Source organism: Anaerobacillus sp. ABR4_321 (assembly GCF_056158505.1).
The window spans coordinates 518,394-544,751 of the sequence record NZ_JBSWTK010000001.1 but is presented as its reverse complement, the minus strand read 5'-3'; the positions used below and the strand labels follow the sequence as shown (position 1 = coordinate 544,751).

Genomic DNA, 26,358 nt, shown 5'->3' with positions numbered 1-26,358 from the left:
GCAGCTGACAGCAGGCCAAAGACACCTGGAAGAAGTAGCGTTCGATCAACTTGATGATGAATTGCTAGTAGTGATGGTTCATGAAGGTCATAGTCGAGCGTTGGAACATCTGATTACGAAGTATAAAAATTTCGTACGCGCTAAAGCGAGGTCATATTTTCTTATTGGAGCAGACCGCGAAGACATCATTCAAGAAGGAATGATCGGTCTCTACAAAGCTATTCGTGATTTTAGAGGAGACAAGTTCTCATCTTTTAAAGCGTTTGCCGAACTGTGCATCACCCGGCAGATGATTACAGCGATCAAAACTGCAACGAGACAAAAGCACATTCCGCTAAATTCTTATGTATCGTTAGACAAACCAATCTACGATGAAGAATCTGATCGGACGTTGCTAGATGTCATTTGCGGCACGAAGGTCACAGATCCTGAGGAACTCATCATTAATCAAGAAGAATTTGATGATATAGAACTTAAAATGTCAGAAATTTTGAGCGATTTAGAAAGAAAAGTGTTGATGCTTTATCTTGATGGACGTTCTTATCAGGAAATTTCTGTGGATTTAAATCGTCATGTCAAGTCAATTGATAACGCGCTTCAACGTGTGAAACGTAAGCTCGAACGCTATTTGGAACTGCGTGAAGTAAGCCTTTAATATGGACAAGCCTCAAGCAGGGGAATTCTTTCCCCTGTTTTTTCTTTGGTAGTGTCCTTCCAGCCTTTATTGACACTCTGAATCGTGCTGTGATAAATTGATAGATGTACTAATATGTACTTTTTGCTAGATTTTTCAACGAACGTCACAGCGTCACTGAACGTTTTTTTATTTTTGTCTTTTTTATGCTGTATAAATGTATGGATTTATATAAAATAAAAGGTGAAGCTAATGTCATACCATCAATTTCGGTATGATCGGCTTATCAAACTTCAAACTGCGTGGCTTAGGAAGGTGTCATTATGCGTAAAAAAGTAGCACTAGCATGTGTCCAATGCAATAGCCGTAACTACACAACTATGAAAAACTCTCAAGCAAACCCAGCCCGCATCGAAGTGAACAAGTATTGTAAATACTGTGATGCGCATTCAGTGCATCGTGAAACAAAGTAAAGGGCGTTCGAATATCGGACGAACAATTATAATGATTCTCGGGGGAGTTTATTTCCACCAGACAATTGGGGGTAGCAGGTAATGGCAAGTATTGTACAACGTTCTGGTAAGTTCTTACGTGAAGTGACAAGAGAAATGAAGCGAGTGAGTTGGCCTACGCGCAAGGATCTAACACGCTATACGATCGTAACGGTTTCAACAGTTATTTTCGTAGCGGTATTTTTTGCTTTGGTTGACCAGGGTATTTCTTCACTTATCCGCCTCATTTTAGGTTAATTCGTTATAAATCTTTCACTATCAGGTTAGAATGATAGAGTAAATGAGTTGGGGAGGGAAGGACGACTAGTCCTGTATATATGGAAAAAAGATGGTATGTTGTTCATACGTATTCTGGGTATGAAAACAAAGTAAAGACAAACCTTGAAAAAAGAGTTGAATCAATGGGCATGACAGATAAAATCTTTCGTGTTCTTGTACCAGTAGAGGAAGAAACTGAAGTTAAGAACGGTAAGAAGAAAACCGTTCTAAAGAAAGTATTCCCTGGTTATGTTATAGCTGAAATGGTTATGACAGACGACTCATGGTATGTAGTTCGTAACACCCCTGGGGTAACTGGCTTCGTAGGATCAGCAGGTGCAGGTTCAAAGCCAACAGCACTTCTTCCTGAAGAAGTTGAAAATCTTCTGAAGCAGATGGGGATGGAACAGCCGAAAGCGGATGTTGATTTCGAACTACAGGAAAAAGTTAAGGTTAAAGAAGGTCCTTTCGCTGACTTTGTCGGTTCGATCGAAGGCATCGACACAGACAAAGGCAAGGTGAAAGTACACGTTAACATGTTTGGTCGTGAGACTCCTGTAGAGCTTGATTTTGGACAAGTTGAGAAGATCTAAAAGAAAAGCTCTTGAAAAACATTTTTATTAATGATAGAATTTTAATGTTTCATGAGTCTCATACCAATCGAGACATTATTTGATATAAAGGTGGGAGGGTGAAAACACCCAAATACCACATCACGGACTTAAGGAGGTGTGTCGCGTGGCTAAAAAGGTAATTAAAGTTGTTAAGTTGCAAATCCCGGCTGGGAAGGCGAATCCCGCACCGCCAGTTGGACCTGCACTAGGTCAGGCTGGAGTTAACATCATGGGATTCTGTAAAGAGTTCAATGCTCGTACTTCTGACCAGGCTGGCATGATTATTCCAGTTGAAATCACGGTTTTTGAAGACCGTTCATTTACATTTATCACAAAAACTCCACCAGCTGCAGTTCTTCTTAAGAAAGCAGCAGGTATCGAGTCAGGTTCTGGTGAACCTAACCGCAACAAAGTTGCGACTGTAAAGCGTGATAAAGTGCGTGAGATCGCTGAAACAAAGATGCCAGATCTTAACGCAGCTAATGTTGATTCCGCAATGCGTATGGTTGAAGGAACTGCACGCAGCATGGGAATTACGATCGAAGACTAATGTGTCACAAGCTGTTGCGATTAAAAGGGATTCCTGCCTGTAACTTTACAGGTTCGCAACTTTTATTATGATATCGGGTAATCCTGGTGTCATAAATAGTGGGAGGTTAATCCGCTAAACCACATTCAAGGAGGAACACAAAATGGCAAAAAGAGGTAAAAGATACCAAGAGGCTGCGAAGCTAGTTGATCGTACAACTTTCTACGAGCCTCAAGAAGCAGTAGAACTCGTTCAAAAGACTTCTATTGGAAACTTTGATGGAACAGTTGAAGCAGCAGTACGTCTAGGAGTAGACCCTAAGAAAAACGACCAACAGGTTCGTGGCGCGGTAGTACTTCCTAACGGAACTGGTAAAACTCAACGCGTTCTTGTATTCGCGAAAGGCGAAAAAGCTAAAGAAGCTGAAGCAGCAGGCGCTGACTATGTTGGAGATGCTGAGTTCATCAACAAAATCAACCAAGGTTGGTTCGAGTTTGATGTAATCGTTGCGACTCCAGACATGATGGGCGAAGTTGGTAAGCTTGGTCGTGTACTAGGACCAAAAGGCTTAATGCCAAACCCGAAAACTGGAACAGTAACATTCGACGTTGAGAAAGCTGTTAACGAAATCAAAGCTGGTAAAGTAGAGTACCGCGTAGATCGTGCTGGAAATGTTCACGCACCAATCGGTAAAGTATCTTTCGAAGCTGATAAGCTAGTTGAAAACTTGAATACTCTAGTTGAAACGCTTATCAAGGTTAAACCTGCAGCTGCAAAAGGAACTTACATCAAGAACGTTTCTGTAACATCTACAATGGGACCTGGTGTAAAAGTTAACGCTTCTAGCTACCGCTAATAAAATTAGCTATTGACTTTAGCGTTTAAATTTTATATACTTTAAAATGTTGTTTGATAAGTTAATACTTTCTGTACCGTAGACAGCAGGGGTGCTAGGCACTTAATATCCTGCCGAGGTGTGAAGTGTTTCGATACAAGTGATCGTTAATGCCTTCATGTCTTCGGATGTGAAGGCTTTTTATATGACCTCATACTCCGGAACGGTATAGACACATTTCTATAGGAGGTGGAACAATGAGCAGTGCAGTTGAACAAAAAAAGAAGCTAGTTACGGAAATTGCAGACAAACTTCGCGATAGCCAATCAACAATATTTGTTGACTACCGTGGACTTGATGTAAGTGAAGTAACTGAACTTCGTAAACAATTGCGTGATGCAGATGTTGAATTCCGTGTTTACAAAAACACAATGACTCGTCGCGCTGCAGAAGAGCTTGAACTTACTGATTTAAATGAACACCTTGTCGGACCTACGGCAGTCGCGTTCAGTAATCAAGATGTTGTTGCTCCTGCTAAAATCTTGAACAACTTTGCTAAAGATCATCAAGCTCTTGAAATCAAGACTGGTGTCATCGAAGGTAGCGTTGTTTCATACGAAAAGATCAAGGAACTTGCGGATCTACCGAACCGCGACGGACTACTTTCTATGTTGCTATCTGTGCTACAAGCACCTATGCGCAACATGGCATTGGCTACAAAAGCTGTTGCCGATCAAAAAGAAGATCAAGGCGCGTAAGTTTACGGCCTATCAATTCGGTTAATAAAAAACAACTATTAAGGAGGATTTACTCATGAGTAACGAGCAAATCATTGAAGCAATCAAAGAAATGACAGTTCTTGAGCTTAACGACCTAGTTAAAGCTATCGAAGAAGAATTTGGTGTAACTGCAGCGGCTCCAGTAGCAGCAGCAGGTGGCGCAGCTGAAGGTGCTGCAGAAGAGAAGACTGAATTTGACGTAGTACTTGAATCTGCTGGAAGCAGCAAGATCAAAGTCATCAAAGTCGTTCGCGAAATCACTGGTCTTGGCTTGAAAGAAGCTAAAGAACTAGTTGACGGTGCTCCAAGCCCGATTAAAGAAGGCGTATCAAAAGAAGAAGCTGACGAAATGAAATCTAAGCTTGAAGAAGTTGGCGCTGCAATCGAAGTTAAGTAATTGGTTTGAAACAAAAAGCTCGCTTTTAAAAGCGAGCTTTTTGTAGTTTAAAAGTAATTGTAGGTTATGAATGGTTTAAAGCTGGATATGCTTGTAGATGATGGCAATGAAAAGAGGGATTGCGATGGGAGAGCATTACTATACGAGGAAGCCCGAAGTGAAAAGTCAACCCAACCAAATCACGGAAGTTTTGCGAGGGTCTAAGTTTCAATTCACGACGGATTCCGGAGTTTTCTCGAAGAAGGAAGTTGATTTTGGCAGTAAACTTCTTATTGAATCATTTGTAGATCCGGAAGTAGAAGGAGATGTTGCTGATGTTGGTTGCGGATATGGACCGATTGGAATATCACTCGCATCTCAGTTTCCTGAACGCCGATTTTACATGTTGGACATTAATGAGCGTGCAGTCGATTTAGCGATGTCGAATGCAGCTCGCAACAACGTGTCGAATGTATCCGTGATGACAAGTGATCAGCTTAGTTCTGTAAAAGACCGAACATTTGCGTGCGTTATTACAAACCCGCCTATTCGAGCAGGCAAACAAGTCGTGCATGGTATTTTTGAAGAAGCCCACGGTGTATTGAAGGAAAACGGAGCCCTTTGGGTCGTGATCCAGAAAAAACAGGGTGCCCCATCCGCTATTGCAAAGCTTGAAGAAATGTTCCAAACGGTCGAAACGGTTGTCAAAAAGAAAGGATACTATATTCTTAAAGCAGTCAAGTAAAATATTAGATTATCCTTTGACTTCGTAGACAGGCTGTGCTAATATATTATAATGCCAATGATGGATTTTCCAGGCCTTTTTTGTGTCGAAAAGACGCGAAGTATATTATACTTGAGACTGGGAAAACTAATATAATCGCTTATAGATAAGGGGAAAAACTAATTTATGCCCTTTTTCTTTTTTGTCCAACGATAGTTTTCTTTTTATAGAGGAAATCGAGGGGCAAAAAAAATAAATACGCTGGATTTGAGGGGTGAATCATTTGACAGGCCAACTAGTTCAGTATGGACGCCACCGCCAAAGAAGAAGCTACGCGCGAATCAAAGAAGTATTAGATTTACCAAATCTAATTGAGATTCAAACGGCTTCTTATCAATGGTTTCTTGATGAGGGTTTACGAGAAATGTTCCAGGATATTTCTCCGATTGAAGATTTCACTGGTAATCTTGTGCTAGAGTTTGTTGACTATAGCCTAGGTGAACCAAAGTATCCCGTGGAAGAAACCAAAGAGCGAGATGTGACATACTCTGCACCTTTACGAGTAAAAGTGCGCCTAATCAATAAAGAGACGGGTGAAGTTAAGGAACAAGAAGTATTCATGGGTGACTTCCCGTTGATGACTGAAACAGGTACTTTTATTATTAATGGGGCAGAACGAGTCATCGTATCTCAGCTTGTGCGTTCTCCAAGTGTCTACTATAGCAAGAAGATTGATAAGAACGGCAAAAAGGGATATACAGCTACTGTCATTCCAAACCGAGGAGCATGGCTGGAATTTGAAACTGATGCCAAGGATATTGTCTACGTACGGATCGACCGTACTAGAAAGCTACCGATTACGGTATTGCTCAGAGCGTTAGGGTTTGGGTCTGATCAAGAAATCATAGATCTCCTAGGTGAAGATGAATATCTTCGCAATACCCTGGAAAAGGACAACACGGACGGAACAGAAAAAGCGCTTCTAGAAATCTATGAACGCTTACGTCCTGGTGAGCCACCGACTGTCGATAACGCAAAAAGCTTACTTGATTCCCGCTTTTTTGATCCGAAGCGTTATGACTTAGCAAATGTAGGACGCTACAAGATTAATAAAAAGCTTCATATCAAGAACCGTCTATTCAATCAACGTTTAGCAGAAACGCTCGTTGACCCTGAGACAGGCGAAGTGATTGCGGAAGAAGGCGCGATTCTTGATCGCCGCCTGCTAGATAAGATTCTACCTGCTATTGAAACAAACGTTGGATTTAAAAACGTTGAACCTCATGGCGGGGTAATTGAAGATGATTCTATAGGATTACAATCTATTAAGATATATGCACCTGACGATCCTGAAGGTGAACGTGTGATTAATGTTATGGGTAATGGTGGAATTGACTCCGGAGTGAAAAACATCACGCCTGGAGATATCATTTCTTCTATCAATTACTTCTTTAACCTTCTTCACCAGGTTGGTAACACAGATGATATCGATCATCTTGGTAACCGCCGCCTTCGTTCAGTAGGTGAATTGCTACAAAACCAATTCCGTATTGGTTTGTCCAGAATGGAACGTGTAGTAAGAGAGCGTATGTCAATCCAGGACACAAATGTGATCACGCCACAGGCGCTAATCAACATTCGTCCGGTAATTGCATCGATCAAAGAATTCTTTGGTAGCTCACAGCTATCTCAGTTCATGGACCAGACAAACCCGCTAGCTGAGCTTACTCACAAGCGTCGTTTATCTGCTCTTGGACCGGGTGGACTAACTCGTGAGCGTGCAGGATTCGAAGTTCGTGACGTTCACTATTCTCACTACGGAAGAATGTGTCCGATCGAAACACCAGAGGGTCCAAACATCGGACTGATTAACTCCCTATCTTCATACGCGCGAGTTAACAAGTTTGGGTTTATCGAGACGCCTTACCGCAGAGTAGATCCTGAAACAGGAAAGGTAACAGAGTTTATCGATTACCTTACTGCTGATGAACAGGATAATTACGTTGTGGCACAGGCAAACGCTAAGCTAAACGATGATGGATCATTTAAAGAAGAAGATATTGTTGCGCGTTTCCGTGATGAAAACATCATCATCAACCGTGACAAGATCGATTACATGGACGTATCCCCGAAGCAGGTTGTTTCGGCTGCAACGGCTTGTATCCCGTTCCTTGAGAACGATGACTCCAACCGTGCACTAATGGGTGCGAACATGCAGCGTCAGGCTGTACCTTTGATGGTTCCTGAATCACCAATCGTAGGAACAGGGATGGAGCACGTTAACGGAAAAGATTCCGGTGCTGCTGTCATCTGTAAACACGACGGTATCGTCGAGTATGCGTCTGCTGCAGAAATTCACGTTCGTCGTATCTCCGTTGTAGATGGTCAGGAAGTGAAAGGCGACCTCGATCGCTATCGATTACTGAAGTTTATCCGTTCCAACCAAGGAACTTGCTATAACCAGAAGCCGATCGTAGACGAAGGTGACCGCGTCGTTAAAGGAGAAATTCTTGGTGACGGTCCTTCAATGGAAAAAGGCGAAATGGCACTCGGTCGTAACGTCCTTGTCGGATTTATGACATGGGAAGGTTACAACTACGAGGATGCTATTATTATGAGCGAACGTCTCGTAAAAGATGACGTTTATACGTCAATTCATATTGAAGAGTATGAGTCAGAAGCTCGTGACACGAAGCTTGGACCTGAAGAAATCACTCGTGATATTCCTAACGTTGGGGAAGACGCTCTGCGTAACCTTGATGAGCGAGGAATTATTCGCATGGGTGCTGAAGTAAAAGACGGCGATATCCTCGTTGGTAAAGTAACGCCTAAGGGTGTTACGGAACTTACGGCTGAAGAACGTCTCCTTCACGCAATCTTCGGAGAAAAAGCTCGTGAAGTACGTGATACTTCATTACGTGTCCCTCATGGCGGCGACGGAATCGTGCTCGACGTGAAGATCTTTAACCGAGAAGATGGCGATGAGCTTCCTCCGGGAGTAAATCAGCTAGTTCGCGTATATATCGTACAGAAGCGTAAGATTCATGAAGGAGATAAAATGGCGGGACGCCACGGTAACAAGGGTGTTATCTCAAGGATACTTCCTGAAGAAGACATGCCATACTTACCTGATGGTACGCCGATCGATATCATGTTGAACCCGCTTGGTGTTCCGTCTCGTATGAATATCGGACAGGTGTTAGAGATGCACATCGGAATGGCAGCGCGTGCGCTTGGCATCCATGTTGCAACTCCAGTATTTGATGGAGCCCGCGAGGAAGATGTGTGGGAAACGCTTGAAGAAGCAGGTATGCCACGTGATGGTAAAACTGTTCTTTACGATGGTCGTACAGGTGAACCATTCGACAACCGCATCTCTGTCGGTGTCATGTATATGATCAAACTTGCTCACATGGTTGATGACAAACTTCACGCACGTTCTACAGGACCATACTCACTCGTTACACAGCAGCCGCTTGGTGGTAAAGCACAATTCGGTGGACAGCGTTTCGGTGAGATGGAGGTATGGGCACTTGAAGCATACGGTGCCGCATATACACTACAAGAGATTCTAACTGTTAAGTCGGATGATGTTGTTGGACGTGTTAAGACTTACGAAGCAATCGTAAAAGGTGAAAATGTTCCTGAGCCTGGTATTCCTGAATCGTTTAAAGTTCTGATCAAAGAATTGCAATCTCTAGGTATGGACGTGAAAATGCTAGCTAGTGATGAGCAAGAGATCGAAATGAAAGAGTTAGACGATGAAGAAGACCAATCCAGTGAGAAATTAAACTTGAATGTTGGGTCAAATCAGGCGAGTGAGTAAGGGTTAAACCTGAATTCTAAAGGGAGGTAGGCCCCTTGATAGATGTCAATAAATTTGAGTATATGAAAATCGGTCTGGCGTCACCGGATAAAATTCGCTCCTGGTCAAGAGGAGAAGTGAAGAAGCCAGAAACCATTAACTACCGTACCTTAAAGCCAGAGAAAGATGGACTTTTCTGTGAGCGTATCTTCGGCCCTACTAAGGACTGGGAATGTCACTGTGGTAAATACAAGCGTATCCGTTATAAAGGAGTCGTTTGTGACCGCTGTGGAGTTGAAGTAACACGTGCAAAAGTACGTCGTGAGAGAATGGGGCACATTGAGCTTGCTGCCCCTGTCTCCCACATCTGGTACTTTAAAGGGATTCCAAGTCGTATGGGACTTGTTCTTGACATGTCTCCACGCGCACTTGAAGAGGTTATTTACTTTGCTTCTTACGTTGTAACAGAAGCAGGTGACACGCCTCTAGAGAAAAAACAACTTCTTTCAGAGAAAGAATACCGTGCATATCGTGAGAAGTACGGGAAAACTTTCTCAGCTGAAATGGGTGCCGAGGCAATCCGTAGATTACTGTTTGACATCGACCTTGATAAAGAAGTAGATGTTTTGAAAGAAGAATTGAAGACGGCTCAAGGACAGCGTAGAACAAGAGCGATCAAACGTTTAGAAGTACTTGAAGCGTTCCGTGGCTCTGGTAACAATCCAGCATGGATGATCCTAGATGTTCTACCGGTAATCCCGCCAGAACTTCGTCCGATGGTTCAGCTTGATGGTGGTCGTTTTGCGACGTCTGACCTTAACGATCTTTACCGTCGTGTGATCAACCGTAACAATCGTTTGAAGCGACTTTTAGATCTTGGGGCACCGAGTATCATCGTTCAGAACGAAAAACGTATGTTGCAAGAAGCAGTAGACGCTCTAATCGACAATGGTCGTCGTGGCCGACCTGTTACAGGTCCTGGTAACCGTCCATTGAAGTCTCTTTCTCACATGTTGAAAGGTAAGCAGGGACGCTTCCGTCAAAACCTTCTTGGTAAGCGTGTTGACTACTCAGGCCGTTCCGTTATCGTCGTAGGTCCACACCTTAAGATGTACCAGTGTGGTCTACCAAAAGAAATGGCACTTGAACTATTCAAGCCATTCGTGATGAAGGAGCTTGTATCGAAAGGTCTTGCTCACAACATTAAGAGTGCTAAGCGTAAAGTTGAAAAGGTTCATCCTGAAGTTTGGGACGTACTCGAGAACGTTATTAAAGAACACCCTGTTCTTCTTAACCGAGCGCCAACTCTTCACCGTCTTGGTATCCAGGCGTTTGAACCGATTCTTGTAGAAGGACGTGCTATTCGTCTTCACCCGCTCGTTTGTACAGCATACAACGCTGACTTTGATGGTGACCAAATGGCAGTTCACGTTCCACTATCTGCAGAAGCTCAAGCTGAAGCACGTATCTTGATGCTTGCAGCACAGAACATTCTAAACCCTAAGGATGGTAAGCCAGTTGTAACACCATCACAGGATATGGTACTAGGTAACTACTACCTTACTATGGAACGTGAAGGAGCAATTGGAGAAGGTTCTGTATTTAAAGATACAAACGAAGCGCTGATCGCATACCAGAATGGATATGTACACCTTCATTCTCGTGTTGCAATCCCAGCTTCTTCTCTTAATAAATCTGCATTTACTGAAGAGCAGAATAAACAGTTGTTAGTTACAACGGTCGGTAAGCTGATCTTCAACGAGATCTTACCGGAGTCGTTCCCGTATATTAACGAGCCAACGACGACTAACCTTGAAGTAGCAACTCCTGAAAGGTACTTCCTTCCACATGGTGTAAATGTGAAAGAAGAGATCGCAAAGCGTGAGATCATCACTCCGTTCAAGAAAGGCATACTCGGTAAGATCATCGCTGAAGTATTCAAGCGTTTCAAAGTAACGGAAACTTCTCGCATGCTAGATCGAATGAAGGACCTTGGATTCAAATATTCAACAAAAGCTGGTATTACAGTTGGTGTATCTGACGTCGTAGTACTTGCTGAAAAGCAAGAAATCATTTCTGAAGCTGAAGAAAAAGTAGAAAAAGTTCTCAAGCAGTTCCGTCGTGGTCTAATCACTGACGATGAGCGTTATGACCGAGTTATCTCGATCTGGAGTGGTGCAAAAGACCGCATCCAAGAGAAACTGATGAAGACTCTTGAAACAGATAACCCAATCTTTATGATGAGTGATTCAGGAGCTCGTGGTAACGCATCTAACTTCACACAGTTAGCTGGTATGCGTGGTTTGATGGCTAACCCATCTGGACAAATCATCGAACTACCGATCAAATCAAGCTTCCGTGAAGGTCTAACGGTACTAGAATACTTTATTTCTACTCACGGTGCGCGTAAAGGTCTTGCCGATACAGCACTTAAGACAGCTGACTCAGGTTATCTGACTCGTCGACTTGTAGATGTTGCGCAGGACGTTATCGTTCGCGAAGACGACTGTGGAACAGATCGTGGACTTGAAGTTAGTGCGATCAAGAACGGTAACGAATTGATCGAAGGGTTATACGATCGCCTTGTTGGACGTGTAGCGTTCAAAAAAGTGAAACACCCAGAAACGAACGAAGTTCTTGTGGAGAAAAACTCTCTTATCACGGAAGACATTGCTGGGGCAATCGTCGAAGCTGGTATCGAGAATGTTCATATCCGTTCTGCCTTCACATGTAGCACACGCCACGGCGTATGTAAAAAGTGTTATGGACGCAACCTTGCGACTGGTACTCGCGTAGAAGTTGGAGAAGCAGTTGGAATCATCGCTGCACAATCTATCGGAGAACCTGGTACACAGTTGACGATGCGTACATTCCACACAGGTGGGGTTGCCGGAGATGACATCACTCAAGGTCTTCCGCGTATCCAGGAGCTATTTGAAGCCCGTAATCCAAAAGGTCAGGCGGTTATTTCTGAACTTGATGGAACAGTCATCGATATGGCTGAAGTCAAAGAGAAGAAGGAAATCGTTGTACAGGGTGAAACCGAAACTCGTAATTACCCAGTACCTTATGGTGCACGCCTTAAAGTAGCAGTAGGAGATGTCGTTCAGGCTGGTCAAGCCTTAACAGAAGGTTCAATCGATCCTAAGCAGCTCCTAACGATCAGCGGTATCGACGGCGTACAAGAATACCTCCTAGCAGAAGTGCAGAAGGTATACCGTATGCAGGGTGTTGAAATCGGTGATAAGCACGTTGAAGTAATGGTTCGTCAGATGATGCGTAAGATCCGCGTTATCGATGCAGGTGATACGGAAGTACTTCCTGGATCACTTGTTGACATCCATCAGTTCAAAGATGTGAATAGAAAAGTTCTTGTTAAGGGCGGATTGCCAGCTACTGGACGTCCGGTACTTCTCGGAATTACGAAAGCATCTCTTGAGACTGAATCCTTCTTATCTGCTGCATCATTCCAGGAAACAACTCGTGTCCTAACTGATGCTGCGATTAAAGGTAAACGTGACGAACTTCTTGGTCTAAAGGAAAATGTTATTATCGGTAAGCTTGTTCCGGCAGGTACTGGTATGCAACGTTACCGCAGGATCAATGTTGCTGGAGAAGCGCAAGAAGCAACAGAACATCTTGAGCAGGACGAAAGTGCTTTAGTGAATCAAGAATAAACAGGGGAAGTGTTGACATCGGGAGTACAGGGTGATATTATATCCAAGGTGCTCCCGATAATCCTGTTGCTTTGGAGGATATATCTGTGTCTTATGAAAAAGTATCACAGGCAGATGAATTAATAATCGGGACAAAACAAACTCTTAAGGCCCTCCAGATTGGGGAAGCGAAGGAAGTATTTGTTGCTGACGACGCTGATCGCAGGGTTACTTCTAAGGTTGTTGCTCTCGCTAAAGAGAAGAGCATTCCTATACACCGGGTTGATTCAATGAAAAAACTTGGCAAGGCATGCGGCATCGAAGTAGGGGCGGCAACAGTAACGATAAAAGCATAACCGTTTTTGTCTGGTTCAGTATGAACTGACCGGCAAAAACTTTCCTTTTATCTATACATGAACCACCTGGATGTGTGGGCTTGCTAATCACTTAAGAAGGGAGGAAAACAAAATGCCAACTATTAACCAACTTGTTCGCAAGGGACGCGTTTCTAAGACTAAGAAATCTGACTCTCCTGCATTGAACAAAGGATATAATAGCTTCAAAAAGACTCATACAGATCTTTCATCTCCACAAAAACGTGGTGTATGTACTCGTGTGGGTACAATGACTCCAAAGAAGCCGAACTCTGCATTGCGTAAATACGCTCGTGTTCGTCTTACTAACGGAATCGAAGTTACTGCTTATATCCCTGGTATCGGTCACAACCTTCAGGAGCACAGTGTAGTGCTTATCCGTGGAGGACGTGTTAAAGACTTACCGGGTGTACGTTATCACATCGTACGTGGTGCACTTGACACTGCAGGTGTTAACGATCGTATGCAAGGTCGTTCTAAATACGGTACTAAGAGACCGAAAGCAGCTAAGAAGTAATAATCTTAAACAACAATTGAGAAAGGGGGTCTTCCCATGCCACGTAAAGGTCCAGTAGAACGTCGTGACGTATTACCAGATCCAATTTACAAATCCAAGCTTGTAACTCGCCTAATCAACCGTCTTATGGTAGACGGCCAAAAAGGTAAGGCACAACAAGTTCTTTACAAAGCATTCGATCTTATCCAGGAGCGTACTAACACAGAAGCTATGGAAGTATTCGATCAAGCTTTGAAAAACGTTATGCCAGTACTTGAAGTACGCGCTCGTCGTGTTGGTGGTGCTAACTACCAGGTACCGGTTGAGGTACGTCCAGATCGTCGTACAACTCTAGGACTTCGTTACCTTGTTAACTATTCTCGTCTTCGCGGTGAGAAAACAATGGTAGAAAGACTAGCATACGAAATCATGGATGCAGCTAATAACACTGGTGCTTCTGTTAAGAAGCGTGAAGAAATGCACAAAATGGCAGAAGCAAACAAAGCGTTTGCTCACTACCGCTGGTAATCGCCAGTTAAATAAAACTACTATCTTTATAAAAGGAAGGAGAAATACTAATGGCAAGAGAATTCTCCTTAAAAGATACACGTAATATCGGTATCATGGCACACATCGATGCTGGTAAAACAACAACAACCGAGCGTATTCTTTTCTATTCAGGGCGTATCCACAAAATCGGTGAGACTCACGAAGGTGGCTCTCAGATGGACTGGATGGAGCAGGAGCAGGAGCGTGGAATCACGATCACTTCTGCTGCTACCACTGCCCAGTGGAAAGACCACCGTGTTAACATCATTGACACGCCTGGTCACGTAGACTTCACGGTAGAAGTTGAACGTTCTTTACGTGTATTAGATGGAGCAGTTGCGGTACTTGATGCGCAATCAGGTGTTGAACCGCAAACAGAAACTGTTTGGCGTCAAGCTACAAACTACGGGGTTCCACGTATCGTATTCATCAATAAGATGGATAAACTAGGTGCGGACTTCCTATATTCCACAGGCACACTTAATGAACGTCTGCAAGCTAACGCTCACCCTGTTCAGCTACCAATCGGTGCTGAGGATGAGTTTGAAGGTATCATCGATCTTATTTCGATGCAGGCTTTCTACTATCTTGATGAACTAGGTTCTCGTACAGAAGCTCGCGAAATTCCTGCTGAATACAAGGAACAAGCTGAAGAGTACCGTACGAAGTTGATCGAAGCTGTAGCAGAGCTTGAAGAAGATCTAATGATGAAATACCTTGAAGGTGAAGAGCTTACAGAGGAAGAAATCAAGGCTGCAATCCGTAAAGGAACTTGTAACGTTGAATTCTACCCTGTACTATGCGGATCTGCATTTAAGAACAAAGGTGTTCAACTAGTTCTTGATGCTGTTCTAGACTATCTTCCTTCTCCATTAGATGTACCTGCAATCAAAGGACATCTAAAAGATTCTGAAGAAGAAGTACTTCGTTCTGCTGACGATAACGGTCCTTTCTCTGCACTTGCATTTAAAGTAATGACTGACCCTTACGTTGGTAAGCTTACATTCTTCCGTGTTTACTCAGGAACGCTATCTTCAGGTTCTTACGTTAAGAACTCTACAAAAGACAAGCGTGAACGTGTAGGACGTATTCTTCAGATGCACGCTAACTCTCGTGAAGAAATCTCTACTGTATACGCAGGAGATATCGCAGCGGCAGTTGGTCTGAAAGACACTTCTACTGGTGATACTCTATGTGACGAAAAGGATACAGTTATCCTTGAGTCTATGGACTTCCCAGATCCAGTTATCTCGGTTGCGATTGAACCAAAAACGAAGAGTGACCAAGATAAGATGGCAGTAGCACTTGCTAAGCTAGCTGAAGAAGATCCAACTTTCAAAACTGAAACAAACGAAGAGACTGGCCAAACGATCATCTCTGGTATGGGTGAGCTTCACCTTGATATCATCGTTGACCGTCTACGTCGTGAGTTCAAAGTTGATGCAACAGTTGGTGCTCCTCAGGTTGCATACCGTGAGTCTATTAAGAAGGGTGCTAAGGTTGAAGGTAAATTCGTACGTCAGTCTGGTGGTCGTGGACAATACGGACACGTATGGGTTGAATTCGAACCTAACGAAGAAGGCGCTGGCTTTGAGTTTGAAAACAAAATTGTTGGTGGTGTAGTTCCACGTGAATACGTACCTGCAGTTGAAGCTGGTCTTCGCGATGCAATGGATAACGGGCTACTAGCTGGTTACCCACTAATCGACGTTAAAGCTCGTCTTGTCGATGGTTCTTACCACGACGTTGACTCAAACGAAATGGCATTTAAAGTAGCTGCTTCAATGGCTCTTAAGAAAGCTAAAGACCATTGTGACCCTGCACTACTTGAGCCAATGATGAAGGTTGAAGTTGTAGTTCCAGAAGAATACATGGGCGATATCATGGGCGACGTAACAAGCCGTCGTGGACGCGTAGAAGGTATGGCTGCTCGCGGAAACGCACAGGTTATCAACGCGTTCGTACCACTATCTGAAATGTTTGGTTATGCAACTACACTTCGTTCTCGTACTCAAGGGCGCGGTACTTACACAATGTCCTTCGATCACTACGAAGAAGTGCCTAAATCAATCTCTGCAGAAATCATCAAAAAAGCTACAGGCGAATAATTGTAGCAAAGCAAGTTTTGTTGTAATCTAAGATAGGCGAGAATTATATTCATACGCCTATCTTGGCATAGATAATTCTTTGGTAATTAAAGGAGGAAACACTAATGTCAAAAGAAAAATTCGACCGTTCGAAACCCCACGTTAACATTGGTACAATTGGACACGTTGACCATGGTAAAACTACTCTAACAGCTGCGATCACTTCTGTGCTTCACAAGCGTTCTGGTAGCGGTACTGCTATGGCTTACGACCAAATCGATGGTGCTCCAGAAGAGCGTGAGCGTGGAATCACAATCTCAACTGCACACGTTGAGTACGAAACAGAAAACCGTCACTATGCACACGTTGACTGCCCAGGTCACGCTGACTATGTTAAAAACATGATCACTGGTGCTGCACAAATGGACGGAGGAATCCTTGTAGTATCTGCAGCTGACGGCCCAATGCCTCAGACTCGTGAGCACATCCTTCTTTCTCGTCAGGTTGGTGTACCTATGCTTGTTGTATTCCTTAACAAGTGTGACATGGTTGACGACGAAGAGCTACTTGAACTAGTTGAAATGGAAGTTCGTGACCTTCTTTCTGAGTACGACTTCGATGGCGACGAAGTTCCAGTAATCAAAGGTTCTGCACTTAAAGCTCTAGAAGGCGACGATGAGTACGAAGCGAAAATCTTCGAACTTATGGACGCTGTTGATGAGTACATCCCAACTCCAGAGCGTGACACTGACAAGCCATTCATGATGCCAGTTGAGGACGTATTCTCAATCACTGGTCGTGGTACAGTTGCTACTGGACGTGTTGAGCGTGGACAAGTTAAAGTCGGTGACGAAATTGAAATTCTTGGTCTTCAAGAAGAGAGCAAGAAAACAACAGTTACTGGTGTAGAAATGTTCCGTAAGCTTCTTGACTATGCAGAAGCTGGCGACAACATCGGCGCACTACTTCGTGGTGTAGCTCGTGAAGACATTCAGCGTGGACAAGTACTAGTTAAGCCTGGTACTGTTAAGGCTCACACTAAGTTCAAAGCTGAAGTTTACGTTCTTTCAAAAGAAGAAGGTGGACGTCATACTCCATTCTTCGCTAACTACCGTCCTCAGTTCTACTTCCGTACAACTGACGTAACTGGTACAATTCAACTTCCAGAAGGCGTTGAAATGGTTATGCCTGGAGACAACATCGAAATGACAGTTGAACTTATCGCTCCGATCGCAATCGAAGACGGAACTAAGTTCTCTATCCGTGAAGGTGGACGTACTGTAGGCGCAGGCGTTGTTGCAACAATCATCGAGTAGTATCGATATTTTAAAAGCACCCGGATATTAACCGGGTGCTTTTTTATATGAAATATTGCGAAAATAGTAATGCATCTTGCAATTTTTAAAGTAGCCCGTTATAATATTAAAAGTGTGCGATCGACATATTCATTATCTAGACAAAAGCCTTGCGTAAATGCAGAGGTTTTAGTATAATAAGAATGTTGGTCATAAACAGCGATGAAGTGGAAGGTTGCTGACACACCCGGCCCCTTTGCCATGGCGAGTGTGTTGGGGTTATTTTCACGGAGAACTGTCTATTAAAATATGGGCGAAAAAGGAGGGGAAATAATGGCAAAGCAAAAGATTCGTATTCGTTTAAAGGCATATGATCACCGTATTCTTGATCAATCTGCTGAGAAAATTGTAGAAACAGCAAAACGTTCAGGTGCAAAAGTATCCGGACCAATCCCGTTGCCGACGGAAAGAGCTGTTTATACAGTTCTACGTGCGGTTCACAAGTACAAAGATGCTCGTGAGCAATTCGAAATGCGTACGCACAAGCGTCTAATCGACATCATTGAGCCAACACCACAAACGGTTGATTCTCTAATGCGTTTAGATCTACCGTCAGGCGTTGACATTGAAATTAAACTTTAATAGAACGCTATATAAAACTATTTAAAACACATTTAGGAGGTGTGACTAATGACCAAAGGAATCTTAGGAAGAAAAGTAGGCATGACTCAAATCTTTGCTGACAACGGTGATATCATCCCAGTAACTGTGGTTGAAGCAGAACCTAACGTTGTTCTTCAAAAGAAAGCTGTTGATACTGATGGCTACGAAGCAATCCAGCTTGGATTCGCTGACAAGAAAAAGTCTCGTTACAACAAGCCTGAGGAAGGCCATGCTACAAAAGCAAGCACTACACCTAAGCGCTTCGTGAAGGAAATTCGTAACGCTGAAGGTAGTTACGAAATTGGTCAGGAAGTCAAAGTTGATATCTTTAACGAAGGTGACGTAGTTGATGTAACTGGTACGTCTAAAGGGAAAGGTTTCCAAGGTGCTATCAAGCGTCATAACCAATCTCGCGGACCAATGACTCACGGTTCTCGTTACCACCGTCGTCCTGGTGCTATGGGTCCTATCGATCCGATGCGCGTAATGAAAGGTAAACTTCTACCTGGACGTATGGGCGGAGAGCGTGTAACAGTTCAAAACCTTGAAATTGTTAAAGTTGATACAGAACGTAATCTACTTCTAGTAAAAGGGAACGTGCCTGGAGCTAAGAAGAGCTATGTGACTATCCAAAGTGCAACTAAAGCACAAGAAGCTAAGTAAGAAAGGAGGATATCCAAGTGCCTAAAGTAACTATGTTCAACCAATCCGGAGCACAGGTAGGCGATGTAGAACTCGCTGAAGCGATCTTCGGAATCGAACCAAACGAAAGTGTTATGTATGATGCGGTAATCATGCAGCAAGCATCTTTGCGTCAAGGTAACCATGACGTAAAAAACCGTTCAGAAGTACGCGGTGGTGGAGCTAAGCCATGGCGTCAAAAAGGAACAGGTCGTGCTCGTCAGGGCTCAATCCGTTCACCACAATGGGTTGGCGGTGGAGTAGTATTCGGTCCAACACCAAGAAGCTATTCTTACAAGCTACCTAAAAAAGTTCGTCGTTTGGCGATCAAATCTGCATTGTCTTCTAAAGTACAAGAAGAAAACTTTGTAGCTGTAGAAAGCCTTTCTTTTGATGCTCCAAAAACAAAAGAAATGGTAACAGTTCTTTCAAATCTTTCTGCAGATAGCAAAACGCTAATCGTTACGGGTGACTATAACGAAGCAGTCGCATTATCTGCGCGCAATATTCCTGGTGTTACTGTTGTAACTTCAGCTGGTATCAACATCCTTGATGTCCTTAAAGCTGATAAACTAGTTATGACAAAAGACGCTTTGGAAAAAGTAGAGGAGGTGCTAGCGTAATGAACGCTCGTGACATCATCAAGCGCCCCGTTATTACTGAAGCTACTACAGACGTAATGGCAGACAAAAAATATACGTTCGAAGTTGATACTCGTGCTAACAAAACTCAAATCAAGAGTGCTCTAGAAGAGATCTTCGGAGTTAAAGTTGCTGGAGTGAACACTCAGAACTATATGGGTAAAAAGAAACGTGTTGGCCGCCACAGCGGATTTACACCACGTCGTAAAAAAGCTATCGTGACGCTTACACCGGATAGCAAAGAATTGGACTTCTTTGAAGGCTAAGAACAATTGTGAAGGAGGGAAATGAGAATGGCGATTAAAAAGTATAAACCGACCACTAACGGTCGTCGTGGAATGTCAGTATCTGACTTTGCAGAAATCACGACAGACAAGCCGGAAAAATCGTTGCTTACGCCGCTTCACAAGAAAGGCGGACGTAACAGCCAAGGTCGCTTAACTGTTCGTCACCAAGGTGGCGGTCACAAACGTAAATACCGTGTTATTGACTTTAAACGAGACAAAGATGGAATACCAGGACGCGTTGCTACAATCGAATACGATCCAAACCGTTCTGCTAACATCGCTCTAATCAACTATGCTGATGGAGAAAAGCGTTACATTCTTGCTCCAAAAGGATTAAAAGTAGGAACTGAAATTATGTCTGGCCCAGAAGCTGACATTAAAGTAGGAAACGCTCTTCCACTAATCAACATTCCAGTTGGTACAACAATTCATAACATCGAACTTAAACCAGGTCGGGGTGGACAGCTAGTACGTTCTGCTGGTGCAGAAGCTCAGCTACTAGGTAAAGAAGGAAAGTACGTACTTGTACGTCTTCGTTCTGGAGAGACTCGCATGATTCTTTCTACTTGCCGTGCTACTATTGGTCAAGTTGGTAACCTTGAACATGAACTTATCAACGTTGGTAAAGCTGGACGCTCTCGTTGGATGGGTATCCGTCCTACAGTTCGTGGTTCTGTAATGAACCCAGTCGATCACCCACACGGTGGTGGTGAAGGTCGTGCGCCGATCGGACGTAAATCACCAATGTCACCATGGGGCAAACCAACTCTTGGTTTCAAAACGCGTAAGAAGAACAAAGACTCCGACAAGTACATCGTACGTCGTCGTAAGAAGAAAAAATAATGCGATTAACCTACGGTTCGCAGGGGCCGTAGCTTAATCACAAAAGGGAGGTTCACAAATGGGTCGTAGTTTGAAAAAAGGACCTTTTGTCGACGATCATTTAATGAAAAAGGTCGAAGACTTGAATGAAAAGAACGACAAAAAAGTTATTAAAACTTGGTCTCGTCGTTCAACAGTATTCCCAGAGTTTATTGGACACACTTTCGCAGTATACGATGGACGCAAGCACGTACCGGTTTATGTTACAGAAGACATGGTCGGACACAAGCTTGGTGAATTTGCTCCGTCTCGCACATATCGCGGGCATGCTGCAGATGATAAAAAAACTAGACGTTAATTTGAGGGGAGGTACAACGAATGCAAGCTAAAGCTGTTGCAAAACACGTGCGTATTGCTCCTCGTAAAGCACGCTTAGTCGTAGATCTCATTCGGGGAAAGCAAGTTGGTGAAGCTATTGCCATTCTTCGCAACACAAACAAAGCTGCTTCTCCATTAGTTGAGAAAGTGCTTAATTCTGCTATTGCTAACGCAGAACACAATCTTGAACTAGAGCCGAACGATCTTACGGTTTCTCAAGTGTTTGTAGACGAAGGAGTAACAATGAAACGTTTCCGCCCACGTGCTATGGGTCGTGCTAGCCGTATTAACAAGCGCACTAGCCATATCACAGTAGTGGTATCAGAAAAGAAGGAGGGATAACGAGTGGGTCAAAAAGTTAATCCAGTAGGACTTCGAATTGGCGTTATCCGTGATTGGGAGTCTAAATGGTACGCAGACAAAGATTACGCTGACCTTTTACACGAAGATATCAAGATTCGTGAATATATTGAAAAACGCTTGAAAGACGCATCTGTTTCAGCTGTTGAAATCGAGCGTGCAGCAAACCGAGTAAACGTAACAGTGAAAACTGCTAAGCCTGGTATGGTAATCGGTAAAGGTGGTTCTGAAGTTGAGTCTCTTCGTAAGTCTCTTACAGAACTAACAGGCAAGCGAGTTCACGTTAACATTTTCGAAATCAAGCAAGCTGACATCGACGCAACTCTAGTTGCTGAAAACATCGCTCGTCAACTTGAAAACCGCATCTCATTCCGTCGTGCTATGAAGCAAACGATTCAACGTGCGATGAGAGCTGGTGCAAAAGGTATTAAAACTGAAGTATCTGGACGCCTAAACGGTGCAGATATTGCTCGTTCTGAATCATACAGTGAAGGTACTGTGCCTCTTCACACACTTCGTGCTGACATCGACTATGGTACTGCAGAAGCAGATACTACTTACGGTAAGCTTGGTGTGAAGATTTGGATCTACCGTGGTGAAGTCCTTCCAACGAAAGGAACGCAAAAAGAGGAAGGGGGAAAATAAATCATGTTGTTACCTAAACGTGTTAAATACCGCAGAGAACATCGCGGAAAAATGCGCGGACGTGCTAAAGGTGGCACTGAAGTAGCTTTCGGCGAATACGGTCTACAAGCACTAGATGCTAGCTGGATCACAAACCGTCAAATCGAATCTGCTCGTATCGCTATGACTCGTTACATGAAACGTGGCGGTAAAGTATGGATCAAAATTTTCCCATCTAAGCCTTATACTGCTAAACCTCTAGAAGTTCGAATGGGTTCCGGTAAAGGTGCTCCTGAAGGATGGGTAGCTGTAGTAAAGCCAGGGAAAATCATGTTTGAAATCGCAGGTGTTTCTGAAGAAGTAGCGCGTGAAGCTCTTCGTCTTGCTTCTCACAAACTGCCTGTTAAAACTAAGTTCGTAAAACGCGAAGAAGTGGGTGGTGACACAAATGAAAGCTGAGGAAATTCGTAACTTGACCACTGCTGAAATCGAACAGAAAGCGAAGTCTTTCAAAGAAGAGCTTTTCAATCTTCGCTTTCAACTCGCTACAGGTCAACTGGAAAACCCAGCCCGCATTCGTGAAGTCCGTAAATCAATCGCTCGCGCTAACACAGTGTTGCGTGAGAGAGAGTTAGGAATCACAAACGGTTAATATGAGGGGAGGTTTGCGAAATGAGCGAACGCAATAATCGCAAAGTATATGTAGGTCGTGTTGTCTCAGACAAAATGGATAAAACAATCACAGTTATGGTTGAGACTTATAAAATGCACCCACTATACGGTAAACGCGTGAAATACTCTAAGAAGTTTAAAGCGCATGATGAAAACAACTCTGCAAAGATCAACGACGTAGTACGTATTATGGAAACTCGTCCGCTATCTAAAGATAAGCGTTTCCGTCTTGTTGAAGTTGTTGAAGAAGCTGTAATTATCTAAATGAACTCGGATCATTTACTCATGTCCGAAGGGAGGTCTATCTAAATGATTCAACAGGAATCTCGTTTGAAATCTGCAGACAACTCTGGTGCTCGTGAATTGCAATGCATTAAGGTTCTCGGTGGTACTGGTCGTAAAACAGCTAACATCGGTGACGTAATTGTTTGTTCGGTGAAACAGGCAACACCTGGTGGCGTTGTTAAGAAGGGTGAAGTTGTCAGAGCTGTTATCGTACGCAGTAAGAGCGGAGTTCGTCGTCCAGATGGTTCTTACATCAAGTTCGACGAAAACGCAGCGGTAGTAATCCGTGATGACAAAGGACCACGCGGAACTCGTATTTTCGGACCGGTTGCTCGTGAACTTCGTGACAACCAGTACATGAAAATCGTATCTCTTGCTCCAGAAGTTCTTTAATCGTTTGAAAATAGATGCCTTGTAAGGAGGTGCGCAGGACGTTATGCACGTTAAAAAAGGTGATAAAGTAAAAGTTATCTCTGGTAAGGACAAAGGAAAGCAAGGTGTGATCCTTGAAGCTTACCCGAAAAAAGATAGAGTAATCGTGGAAGGTGTTAACCTTGTTAAGAAACATTCCAAGCCTTCTCAAGCTAACCCACAGGGTGGAATTGTTGAACAAGAAGCAGCTGTCCATGTTTCTAACGTAATGGCACTAGATCCGAAATCTGGTGAACCTACTCGCGTTGGTTATAAAGAGGAAAACGGCAAAAAAGTTCGTATCGCAAAAAAATCCGGTGAAGTACTCGATAAGTAGTTTTTAGCGAAAGGAGGTCTATCCGATGAACCGTCTTCAAGAAAAGTATCAAAACGAAACAAAACCTTCTCTTATGGAGAAATTTAATTACTCTTCCGTTATGGAAGTGCCAAAAGTTGAGAAAATTGTAATCAACATGGGTGTTGGTGACGCTGTGCAGAACCCGAAAGCTCTAGATACGGCTGTAGAAGAGCTTCAGTTACTCTCAGGTCAAAAGCCTGTCATCACGAAAGCTAAAAAATCCATCGCTGGTTTTAAACTTCGTGAAGGTATGCCAATCGGTGCGAAGGTTACACTTCGTGGCACTCGTATGTATGATTTCTTAGATAAGCTAGTATCTGTATCACTACCTCGTGTACGTGACTTCAGAGGTGTTTCTAAGAAAGCATTCGATGGCCGTGGTAACTACACACTAGGCATCAAAGAACAGTTGATTTTCCCTGAAATTGATTACGATAATGTAAACAAAGTGCGCGGAATGGACATCGTTATCGTAACAACAGCTAAAACGGACGAAGAGAGCCGTGAAATGTTGACACAACTAGGTATGCCATTTCAAAAGTAAGTAAGGAGGGAAAATTGTGGCGAAAAAATCAATGATCGCGAAACAAAAGCGCCAAGCTAAGTTTAACGTTCAGGAATACACACGTTGTGAGCGTTGTGGACGTCCTCATTCAGTTATTCGCAAATTTAAGCTTTGCCGTATTTGTTTCCGTGAACTTGCATACAAAGGTCAAATCCCAGGCGTTAAAAAGGCTAGCTGGTAAACCCGAGATAGGGAAGGAGGTAATTACTAATGGTCATGACTGATCCAATTGCAGATATGCTTACACGTATTCGTAACGCAAACACAGTGCGTCACGAAAAACTAGAATTACCTGCATCTAATTCAAAGAGAAACATTGCTGAAATCCTCAAGCGTGAAGGTTTTGTACGCGATGTTGAAATCGTTGAAGACAACAAGCAGGGCATCATCCGTATCTTTCTTAAGTACGGTTCTAACAACGAGCGCGTTATCACTGGCTTAAAGCGAATCAGTAAACCTGGTCTTCGCGTTTACGCTAAAGCTGACGAAGTACCACGCGTACTTGGCGGCCTAGGAATCGCTCTTGTTTCTACTTCTAAAGGAATTATGACGGACAAAGAAGCTCGTCAACAGCAAGTAGGCGGCGAAGTACTCGCTTACGTTTGGTAATTCTTAAAAGCGGAATGGAGGTGTAATTATGTCACGTGTCGGACTTAAACCGATTGAAATCCCAAGTGGTGTAACAATTGATATTAAAGACGACGTTGTAACAGTAAAGGGACCGAAAGGTGAACTTTCTCGTACGTTCAACTCCGATATTAAAGTAACTATCGAAGATAACGTGCTAACTGTTGCTCGTCCTTCAGAAAATAAAGAGCACCGTGCTCTACACGGAACAACTCGCAGCCTGATCGCAAACATGGTTGAAGGTGTGACTAAAGGTTTTGAAAAAGGCCTTGAAATCATCGGGGTTGGTTGGCGTGCTAACAAATCCGGTCAGAAACTAGTGCTTAACGTTGGTTACTCTCACCCAGTTGAGATCGTACCAGAAGAAGGCATCGAAGTTGAAGTTCCTTCAAACACGAAGGTTGTAGTAAAAGGTATCGATAAAGAGCGTGTTGGAGCTGTTGCAGCTAACATCCGTTCAGTACGTCTTCCAGAGCCTTATAAAGGCAAAGGTATCCGTTATGAAGGCGAATATGTTCGTCGTAAAGAAGGTAAAACTGGTAAATAGGTAAAAACCTAGCGGAAAGGAGTGACATTTCATGATCACTAAAGCCGATAAAAACAAAGCGCGTCAAAAAAGACACGCTCGCGTTCGTCGTAACGTATCCGGCACAGCTGAACGTCCTCGTCTAAACGTTTTCCGTTCAAACAAGAACATTTATGCTCAGCTTATTGATGATGTTAAAGGCGTAACTTTGGTATCAGCATCTAGCATGGAGCAAGGAATGGACGTTAACAACGGCGGTAACACTGAGGCTGCTACTAAAGTCGGAGAAGCAATTGCAAAGCGTGCTGTTGAAGCAGGTCATACTGAAGTGGTTTTTGACCGCGGTGGGTATCTATACCACGGACGTGTTAAAGCTCTTGCAGACGCAGCTCGTGAAGCTGGACTGAAATTTTAATAAAAAGGAGGTTAACCCATGCGTAGCATTGATGCTAACAAACTAGAACTTGAAGAACGCGTAGTTACCGTTAACCGTGTAGCGAAAGTTGTAAAAGGTGGACGTCGTTTCCGCTTTGCAGCAATCGTAGTAGTCGGAGATAAAAACGGTCACGTTGGCTTCGGAACTGGTAAAGCGCAGGAAGTTCCTGAAGCAATTCGCAAAGCTATCGAAGATGCGAAGAAGAACTTGATCACTGTTCCTGTTGTTGGAACTACAATCCCTCACCAAATTACAGGTCATTTCGGAGCAGGTAATGTACTATTGAAGCCAGCTTCTGAAGGTACTGGAGTTATCGCTGGTGGACCTGTACGTGCGGTATTAGAACTTGCTGGTGTAGGCGACATTCTATCGAAGTCTCTTGGATCTAACAATCCGATTAACATGGTGCGTGCAACACTTAACGGCCTTGAAAACCTCAAGCGTGCAGAAGACGTTGCAAAGCTTCGTGGAAAATCTGTAGAAGAGCTATTAGGTTAAG

35 protein-coding genes and 1 other annotated feature are annotated in these 26,358 nt (G+C 43.4%); all 35 genes read left to right on the top strand.

Features of this window, described 5'->3' with window-relative positions:
* Window positions 1-4 precede the first annotated feature (4 nt).
* The 35 genes from sigH (at window position 5) to rpsE (ending at window position 26,357) form a co-directional block, all read left to right on the top strand.
* Complete coding sequence (sigH, locus tag ACXADT_RS03065) at window positions 5-655, top strand: RNA polymerase sporulation sigma factor SigH (RefSeq protein ID WP_263623095.1); 651 nt, start codon at window positions 5-7, stop codon at window positions 653-655.
* A 302-nt stretch (window positions 656-957) separates the two neighbouring features.
* On the top strand, window positions 958-1,107 hold the full coding sequence (gene rpmG / locus ACXADT_RS03060; protein ID WP_270182775.1) for a 50S ribosomal protein L33: 150 nt from the start codon (window positions 958-960) through the stop codon (window positions 1,105-1,107).
* 81 nt (window positions 1,108-1,188) lie between these two features.
* Window positions 1,189-1,383 carry a preprotein translocase subunit SecE gene (gene secE / locus ACXADT_RS03055; RefSeq protein WP_270182776.1) on the top strand — a complete coding sequence of 65 codons (195 nt, stop codon included), beginning with the start codon at window positions 1,189-1,191 and terminating at the stop codon, window positions 1,381-1,383.
* Between the two features lie 80 nt (window positions 1,384-1,463).
* The gene (nusG, locus tag ACXADT_RS03050; protein WP_270182777.1) at window positions 1,464-1,997 is read left to right on the top strand and encodes a transcription termination/antitermination protein NusG; all 534 of its coding nucleotides are present in this window, start codon (window positions 1,464-1,466) and stop codon (window positions 1,995-1,997) included.
* 145 nt (window positions 1,998-2,142) lie between these two features.
* Complete coding sequence (gene rplK, locus ACXADT_RS03045; RefSeq protein WP_048313309.1) at window positions 2,143-2,568, top strand: 50S ribosomal protein L11; 426 nt, start codon at window positions 2,143-2,145, stop codon at window positions 2,566-2,568.
* A gap of 142 nt (window positions 2,569-2,710) precedes the next feature.
* Window positions 2,711-3,403: a 50S ribosomal protein L1 gene (gene rplA, locus ACXADT_RS03040; RefSeq protein WP_270182778.1), complete on the top strand. Its 693-nt coding sequence runs from the start codon at window positions 2,711-2,713 to the stop codon at window positions 3,401-3,403.
* A 58-nt stretch (window positions 3,404-3,461) separates the two neighbouring features.
* Window positions 3,462-3,595: a sequence feature (ribosomal protein L10 leader region), on the top strand.
* Between the two features lie 44 nt (window positions 3,596-3,639).
* A complete protein-coding gene (gene rplJ, locus ACXADT_RS03035) occupies window positions 3,640-4,140 on the top strand; it encodes a 50S ribosomal protein L10 (RefSeq protein ID WP_270182779.1) in 501 nt (166 codons plus the stop codon).
* A gap of 55 nt (window positions 4,141-4,195) precedes the next feature.
* Window positions 4,196-4,558: a 50S ribosomal protein L7/L12 gene (rplL, locus tag ACXADT_RS03030; protein ID WP_270182780.1), complete on the top strand. Its 363-nt coding sequence runs from the start codon at window positions 4,196-4,198 to the stop codon at window positions 4,556-4,558.
* A 124-nt stretch (window positions 4,559-4,682) separates the two neighbouring features.
* Window positions 4,683-5,282, top strand: coding sequence for a class I SAM-dependent methyltransferase (locus ACXADT_RS03025; RefSeq protein WP_474834635.1), 600 nt, complete (start codon window positions 4,683-4,685; stop codon window positions 5,280-5,282).
* A 262-nt stretch (window positions 5,283-5,544) separates the two neighbouring features.
* Window positions 5,545-9,087 (top strand): DNA-directed RNA polymerase subunit beta, encoded by a 3,543-nt coding sequence (gene rpoB / locus ACXADT_RS03020; protein ID WP_270182781.1) that lies wholly within the window; start codon window positions 5,545-5,547, stop codon window positions 9,085-9,087.
* A 35-nt stretch (window positions 9,088-9,122) separates the two neighbouring features.
* On the top strand, window positions 9,123-12,743 hold the full coding sequence (gene rpoC, locus ACXADT_RS03015; RefSeq protein WP_270182782.1) for a DNA-directed RNA polymerase subunit beta': 3,621 nt from the start codon (window positions 9,123-9,125) through the stop codon (window positions 12,741-12,743).
* An 86-nt stretch (window positions 12,744-12,829) separates the two neighbouring features.
* Window positions 12,830-13,078, top strand: coding sequence for a 50S ribosomal protein L7ae-like protein (locus tag ACXADT_RS03010; RefSeq protein WP_270182783.1), 249 nt, complete (start codon window positions 12,830-12,832; stop codon window positions 13,076-13,078).
* Between the two features lie 112 nt (window positions 13,079-13,190).
* A complete protein-coding gene (gene rpsL, locus ACXADT_RS03005) occupies window positions 13,191-13,613 on the top strand; it encodes a 30S ribosomal protein S12 (RefSeq protein ID WP_270182784.1) in 423 nt (140 codons plus the stop codon).
* Window positions 13,614-13,649: 36 nt separating this feature from the next.
* Complete coding sequence (gene rpsG, locus ACXADT_RS03000) at window positions 13,650-14,120, top strand: 30S ribosomal protein S7 (protein ID WP_270182785.1); 471 nt, start codon at window positions 13,650-13,652, stop codon at window positions 14,118-14,120.
* Window positions 14,121-14,170: 50 nt separating this feature from the next.
* On the top strand, window positions 14,171-16,249 hold the full coding sequence (gene fusA / locus ACXADT_RS02995; protein WP_270182786.1) for an elongation factor G: 2,079 nt from the start codon (window positions 14,171-14,173) through the stop codon (window positions 16,247-16,249).
* 104 nt (window positions 16,250-16,353) lie between these two features.
* On the top strand, window positions 16,354-17,544 hold the full coding sequence (gene tuf, locus ACXADT_RS02990; protein WP_270182787.1) for an elongation factor Tu: 1,191 nt from the start codon (window positions 16,354-16,356) through the stop codon (window positions 17,542-17,544).
* Between the two features lie 312 nt (window positions 17,545-17,856).
* Entirely contained in the window at window positions 17,857-18,165 is a 309-nt protein-coding gene (gene rpsJ / locus ACXADT_RS02985) for a 30S ribosomal protein S10 (protein ID WP_224885234.1), read from the top strand.
* Between the two features lie 48 nt (window positions 18,166-18,213).
* On the top strand, window positions 18,214-18,849 hold the full coding sequence (gene rplC / locus ACXADT_RS02980; RefSeq protein WP_270182788.1) for a 50S ribosomal protein L3: 636 nt from the start codon (window positions 18,214-18,216) through the stop codon (window positions 18,847-18,849).
* 17 nt (window positions 18,850-18,866) lie between these two features.
* Window positions 18,867-19,490: a 50S ribosomal protein L4 gene (gene rplD, locus ACXADT_RS02975; protein WP_474833191.1), complete on the top strand. Its 624-nt coding sequence runs from the start codon at window positions 18,867-18,869 to the stop codon at window positions 19,488-19,490.
* Window positions 19,490-19,774: a 50S ribosomal protein L23 gene (gene rplW, locus ACXADT_RS02970; RefSeq protein WP_224885228.1), complete on the top strand. Its 285-nt coding sequence runs from the start codon at window positions 19,490-19,492 to the stop codon at window positions 19,772-19,774. Before rplD ends, rplW begins: the two co-directional genes overlap by 1 nt.
* Before the next feature lie 27 nt (window positions 19,775-19,801).
* Complete coding sequence (gene rplB / locus ACXADT_RS02965) at window positions 19,802-20,638, top strand: 50S ribosomal protein L2 (protein ID WP_270182790.1); 837 nt, start codon at window positions 19,802-19,804, stop codon at window positions 20,636-20,638.
* A 58-nt stretch (window positions 20,639-20,696) separates the two neighbouring features.
* Complete coding sequence (gene rpsS, locus ACXADT_RS02960) at window positions 20,697-20,975, top strand: 30S ribosomal protein S19 (RefSeq protein WP_224885224.1); 279 nt, start codon at window positions 20,697-20,699, stop codon at window positions 20,973-20,975.
* 20 nt (window positions 20,976-20,995) lie between these two features.
* Entirely contained in the window at window positions 20,996-21,337 is a 342-nt protein-coding gene (gene rplV / locus ACXADT_RS02955) for a 50S ribosomal protein L22 (protein WP_270182791.1), read from the top strand.
* 3 nt (window positions 21,338-21,340) lie between these two features.
* A complete protein-coding gene (gene rpsC / locus ACXADT_RS02950; protein ID WP_270182792.1) occupies window positions 21,341-22,000 on the top strand; it encodes a 30S ribosomal protein S3 in 660 nt (219 codons plus the stop codon).
* Window positions 22,001-22,003: 3 nt separating this feature from the next.
* On the top strand, window positions 22,004-22,438 hold the full coding sequence (rplP, locus tag ACXADT_RS02945) for a 50S ribosomal protein L16 (RefSeq protein WP_270182793.1): 435 nt from the start codon (window positions 22,004-22,006) through the stop codon (window positions 22,436-22,438).
* Window positions 22,428-22,631, top strand: coding sequence for a 50S ribosomal protein L29 (gene rpmC / locus ACXADT_RS02940; RefSeq protein ID WP_048313330.1), 204 nt, complete (start codon window positions 22,428-22,430; stop codon window positions 22,629-22,631). Before rplP ends, rpmC begins: the two co-directional genes overlap by 11 nt.
* A gap of 20 nt (window positions 22,632-22,651) precedes the next feature.
* Window positions 22,652-22,915 (top strand): 30S ribosomal protein S17, encoded by a 264-nt coding sequence (rpsQ, locus tag ACXADT_RS02935; protein WP_224885215.1) that lies wholly within the window; start codon window positions 22,652-22,654, stop codon window positions 22,913-22,915.
* Between the two features lie 45 nt (window positions 22,916-22,960).
* Window positions 22,961-23,329: a 50S ribosomal protein L14 gene (gene rplN, locus ACXADT_RS02930; protein WP_270182794.1), complete on the top strand. Its 369-nt coding sequence runs from the start codon at window positions 22,961-22,963 to the stop codon at window positions 23,327-23,329.
* A 43-nt stretch (window positions 23,330-23,372) separates the two neighbouring features.
* A complete protein-coding gene (rplX, locus tag ACXADT_RS02925) occupies window positions 23,373-23,684 on the top strand; it encodes a 50S ribosomal protein L24 (RefSeq protein ID WP_224885211.1) in 312 nt (103 codons plus the stop codon).
* A gap of 25 nt (window positions 23,685-23,709) precedes the next feature.
* Window positions 23,710-24,249 carry a 50S ribosomal protein L5 gene (gene rplE / locus ACXADT_RS02920; protein ID WP_270182795.1) on the top strand — a complete coding sequence of 180 codons (540 nt, stop codon included), beginning with the start codon at window positions 23,710-23,712 and terminating at the stop codon, window positions 24,247-24,249.
* Window positions 24,250-24,265: 16 nt separating this feature from the next.
* Window positions 24,266-24,451, top strand: coding sequence for a type Z 30S ribosomal protein S14 (locus ACXADT_RS02915; RefSeq protein WP_224885207.1), 186 nt, complete (start codon window positions 24,266-24,268; stop codon window positions 24,449-24,451).
* Between the two features lie 29 nt (window positions 24,452-24,480).
* Window positions 24,481-24,879, top strand: coding sequence for a 30S ribosomal protein S8 (gene rpsH, locus ACXADT_RS02910; RefSeq protein WP_224885205.1), 399 nt, complete (start codon window positions 24,481-24,483; stop codon window positions 24,877-24,879).
* A gap of 28 nt (window positions 24,880-24,907) precedes the next feature.
* Window positions 24,908-25,444, top strand: coding sequence for a 50S ribosomal protein L6 (gene rplF, locus ACXADT_RS02905; protein WP_270182796.1), 537 nt, complete (start codon window positions 24,908-24,910; stop codon window positions 25,442-25,444).
* A gap of 31 nt (window positions 25,445-25,475) precedes the next feature.
* The gene (gene rplR / locus ACXADT_RS02900; protein ID WP_270182797.1) at window positions 25,476-25,838 is read left to right on the top strand and encodes a 50S ribosomal protein L18; all 363 of its coding nucleotides are present in this window, start codon (window positions 25,476-25,478) and stop codon (window positions 25,836-25,838) included.
* An 18-nt stretch (window positions 25,839-25,856) separates the two neighbouring features.
* Window positions 25,857-26,357: a 30S ribosomal protein S5 gene (gene rpsE / locus ACXADT_RS02895; RefSeq protein WP_048313339.1), complete on the top strand. Its 501-nt coding sequence runs from the start codon at window positions 25,857-25,859 to the stop codon at window positions 26,355-26,357.
* The last annotated feature ends 1 nt before the right edge of the window (window position 26,358 follow it).

Coding starts and splice junctions, on each gene's coding strand:
- rpmG (WP_270182775.1), top strand. CDS start 958: ATGCGTAAAAAAGTAGCACTAGCATGTGTCCAATGCAATAGCCGTAAC.
- secE (WP_270182776.1), top strand. CDS start 1,189: ATGGCAAGTATTGTACAACGTTCTGGTAAGTTCTTACGTGAAGTGACA.
- nusG (WP_270182777.1), top strand. CDS start 1,464: ATGGAAAAAAGATGGTATGTTGTTCATACGTATTCTGGGTATGAAAAC.
- rplA (WP_270182778.1), top strand. CDS start 2,711: ATGGCAAAAAGAGGTAAAAGATACCAAGAGGCTGCGAAGCTAGTTGAT.
- rplJ (WP_270182779.1), top strand. CDS start 3,640: ATGAGCAGTGCAGTTGAACAAAAAAAGAAGCTAGTTACGGAAATTGCA.
- rplL (WP_270182780.1), top strand. CDS start 4,196: ATGAGTAACGAGCAAATCATTGAAGCAATCAAAGAAATGACAGTTCTT.
- ACXADT_RS03025 (WP_474834635.1), top strand. CDS start 4,683: ATGGGAGAGCATTACTATACGAGGAAGCCCGAAGTGAAAAGTCAACCC.
- rpsL (WP_270182784.1), top strand. CDS start 13,191: ATGCCAACTATTAACCAACTTGTTCGCAAGGGACGCGTTTCTAAGACT.
- rpsG (WP_270182785.1), top strand. CDS start 13,650: ATGCCACGTAAAGGTCCAGTAGAACGTCGTGACGTATTACCAGATCCA.
- fusA (WP_270182786.1), top strand. CDS start 14,171: ATGGCAAGAGAATTCTCCTTAAAAGATACACGTAATATCGGTATCATG.
- tuf (WP_270182787.1), top strand. CDS start 16,354: ATGTCAAAAGAAAAATTCGACCGTTCGAAACCCCACGTTAACATTGGT.
- rpsJ (WP_224885234.1), top strand. CDS start 17,857: ATGGCAAAGCAAAAGATTCGTATTCGTTTAAAGGCATATGATCACCGT.
- rplC (WP_270182788.1), top strand. CDS start 18,214: ATGACCAAAGGAATCTTAGGAAGAAAAGTAGGCATGACTCAAATCTTT.
- rplW (WP_224885228.1), top strand. CDS start 19,490: ATGAACGCTCGTGACATCATCAAGCGCCCCGTTATTACTGAAGCTACT.
- rplB (WP_270182790.1), top strand. CDS start 19,802: ATGGCGATTAAAAAGTATAAACCGACCACTAACGGTCGTCGTGGAATG.
- rpsS (WP_224885224.1), top strand. CDS start 20,697: ATGGGTCGTAGTTTGAAAAAAGGACCTTTTGTCGACGATCATTTAATG.
- rplV (WP_270182791.1), top strand. CDS start 20,996: ATGCAAGCTAAAGCTGTTGCAAAACACGTGCGTATTGCTCCTCGTAAA.
- rplP (WP_270182793.1), top strand. CDS start 22,004: ATGTTGTTACCTAAACGTGTTAAATACCGCAGAGAACATCGCGGAAAA.
- rpmC (WP_048313330.1), top strand. CDS start 22,428: ATGAAAGCTGAGGAAATTCGTAACTTGACCACTGCTGAAATCGAACAG.
- rpsQ (WP_224885215.1), top strand. CDS start 22,652: ATGAGCGAACGCAATAATCGCAAAGTATATGTAGGTCGTGTTGTCTCA.
- rplN (WP_270182794.1), top strand. CDS start 22,961: ATGATTCAACAGGAATCTCGTTTGAAATCTGCAGACAACTCTGGTGCT.
- rplX (WP_224885211.1), top strand. CDS start 23,373: ATGCACGTTAAAAAAGGTGATAAAGTAAAAGTTATCTCTGGTAAGGAC.
- rplE (WP_270182795.1), top strand. CDS start 23,710: ATGAACCGTCTTCAAGAAAAGTATCAAAACGAAACAAAACCTTCTCTT.
- rpsH (WP_224885205.1), top strand. CDS start 24,481: ATGGTCATGACTGATCCAATTGCAGATATGCTTACACGTATTCGTAAC.
- rplF (WP_270182796.1), top strand. CDS start 24,908: ATGTCACGTGTCGGACTTAAACCGATTGAAATCCCAAGTGGTGTAACA.
- rplR (WP_270182797.1), top strand. CDS start 25,476: ATGATCACTAAAGCCGATAAAAACAAAGCGCGTCAAAAAAGACACGCT.
- rpsE (WP_048313339.1), top strand. CDS start 25,857: ATGCGTAGCATTGATGCTAACAAACTAGAACTTGAAGAACGCGTAGTT.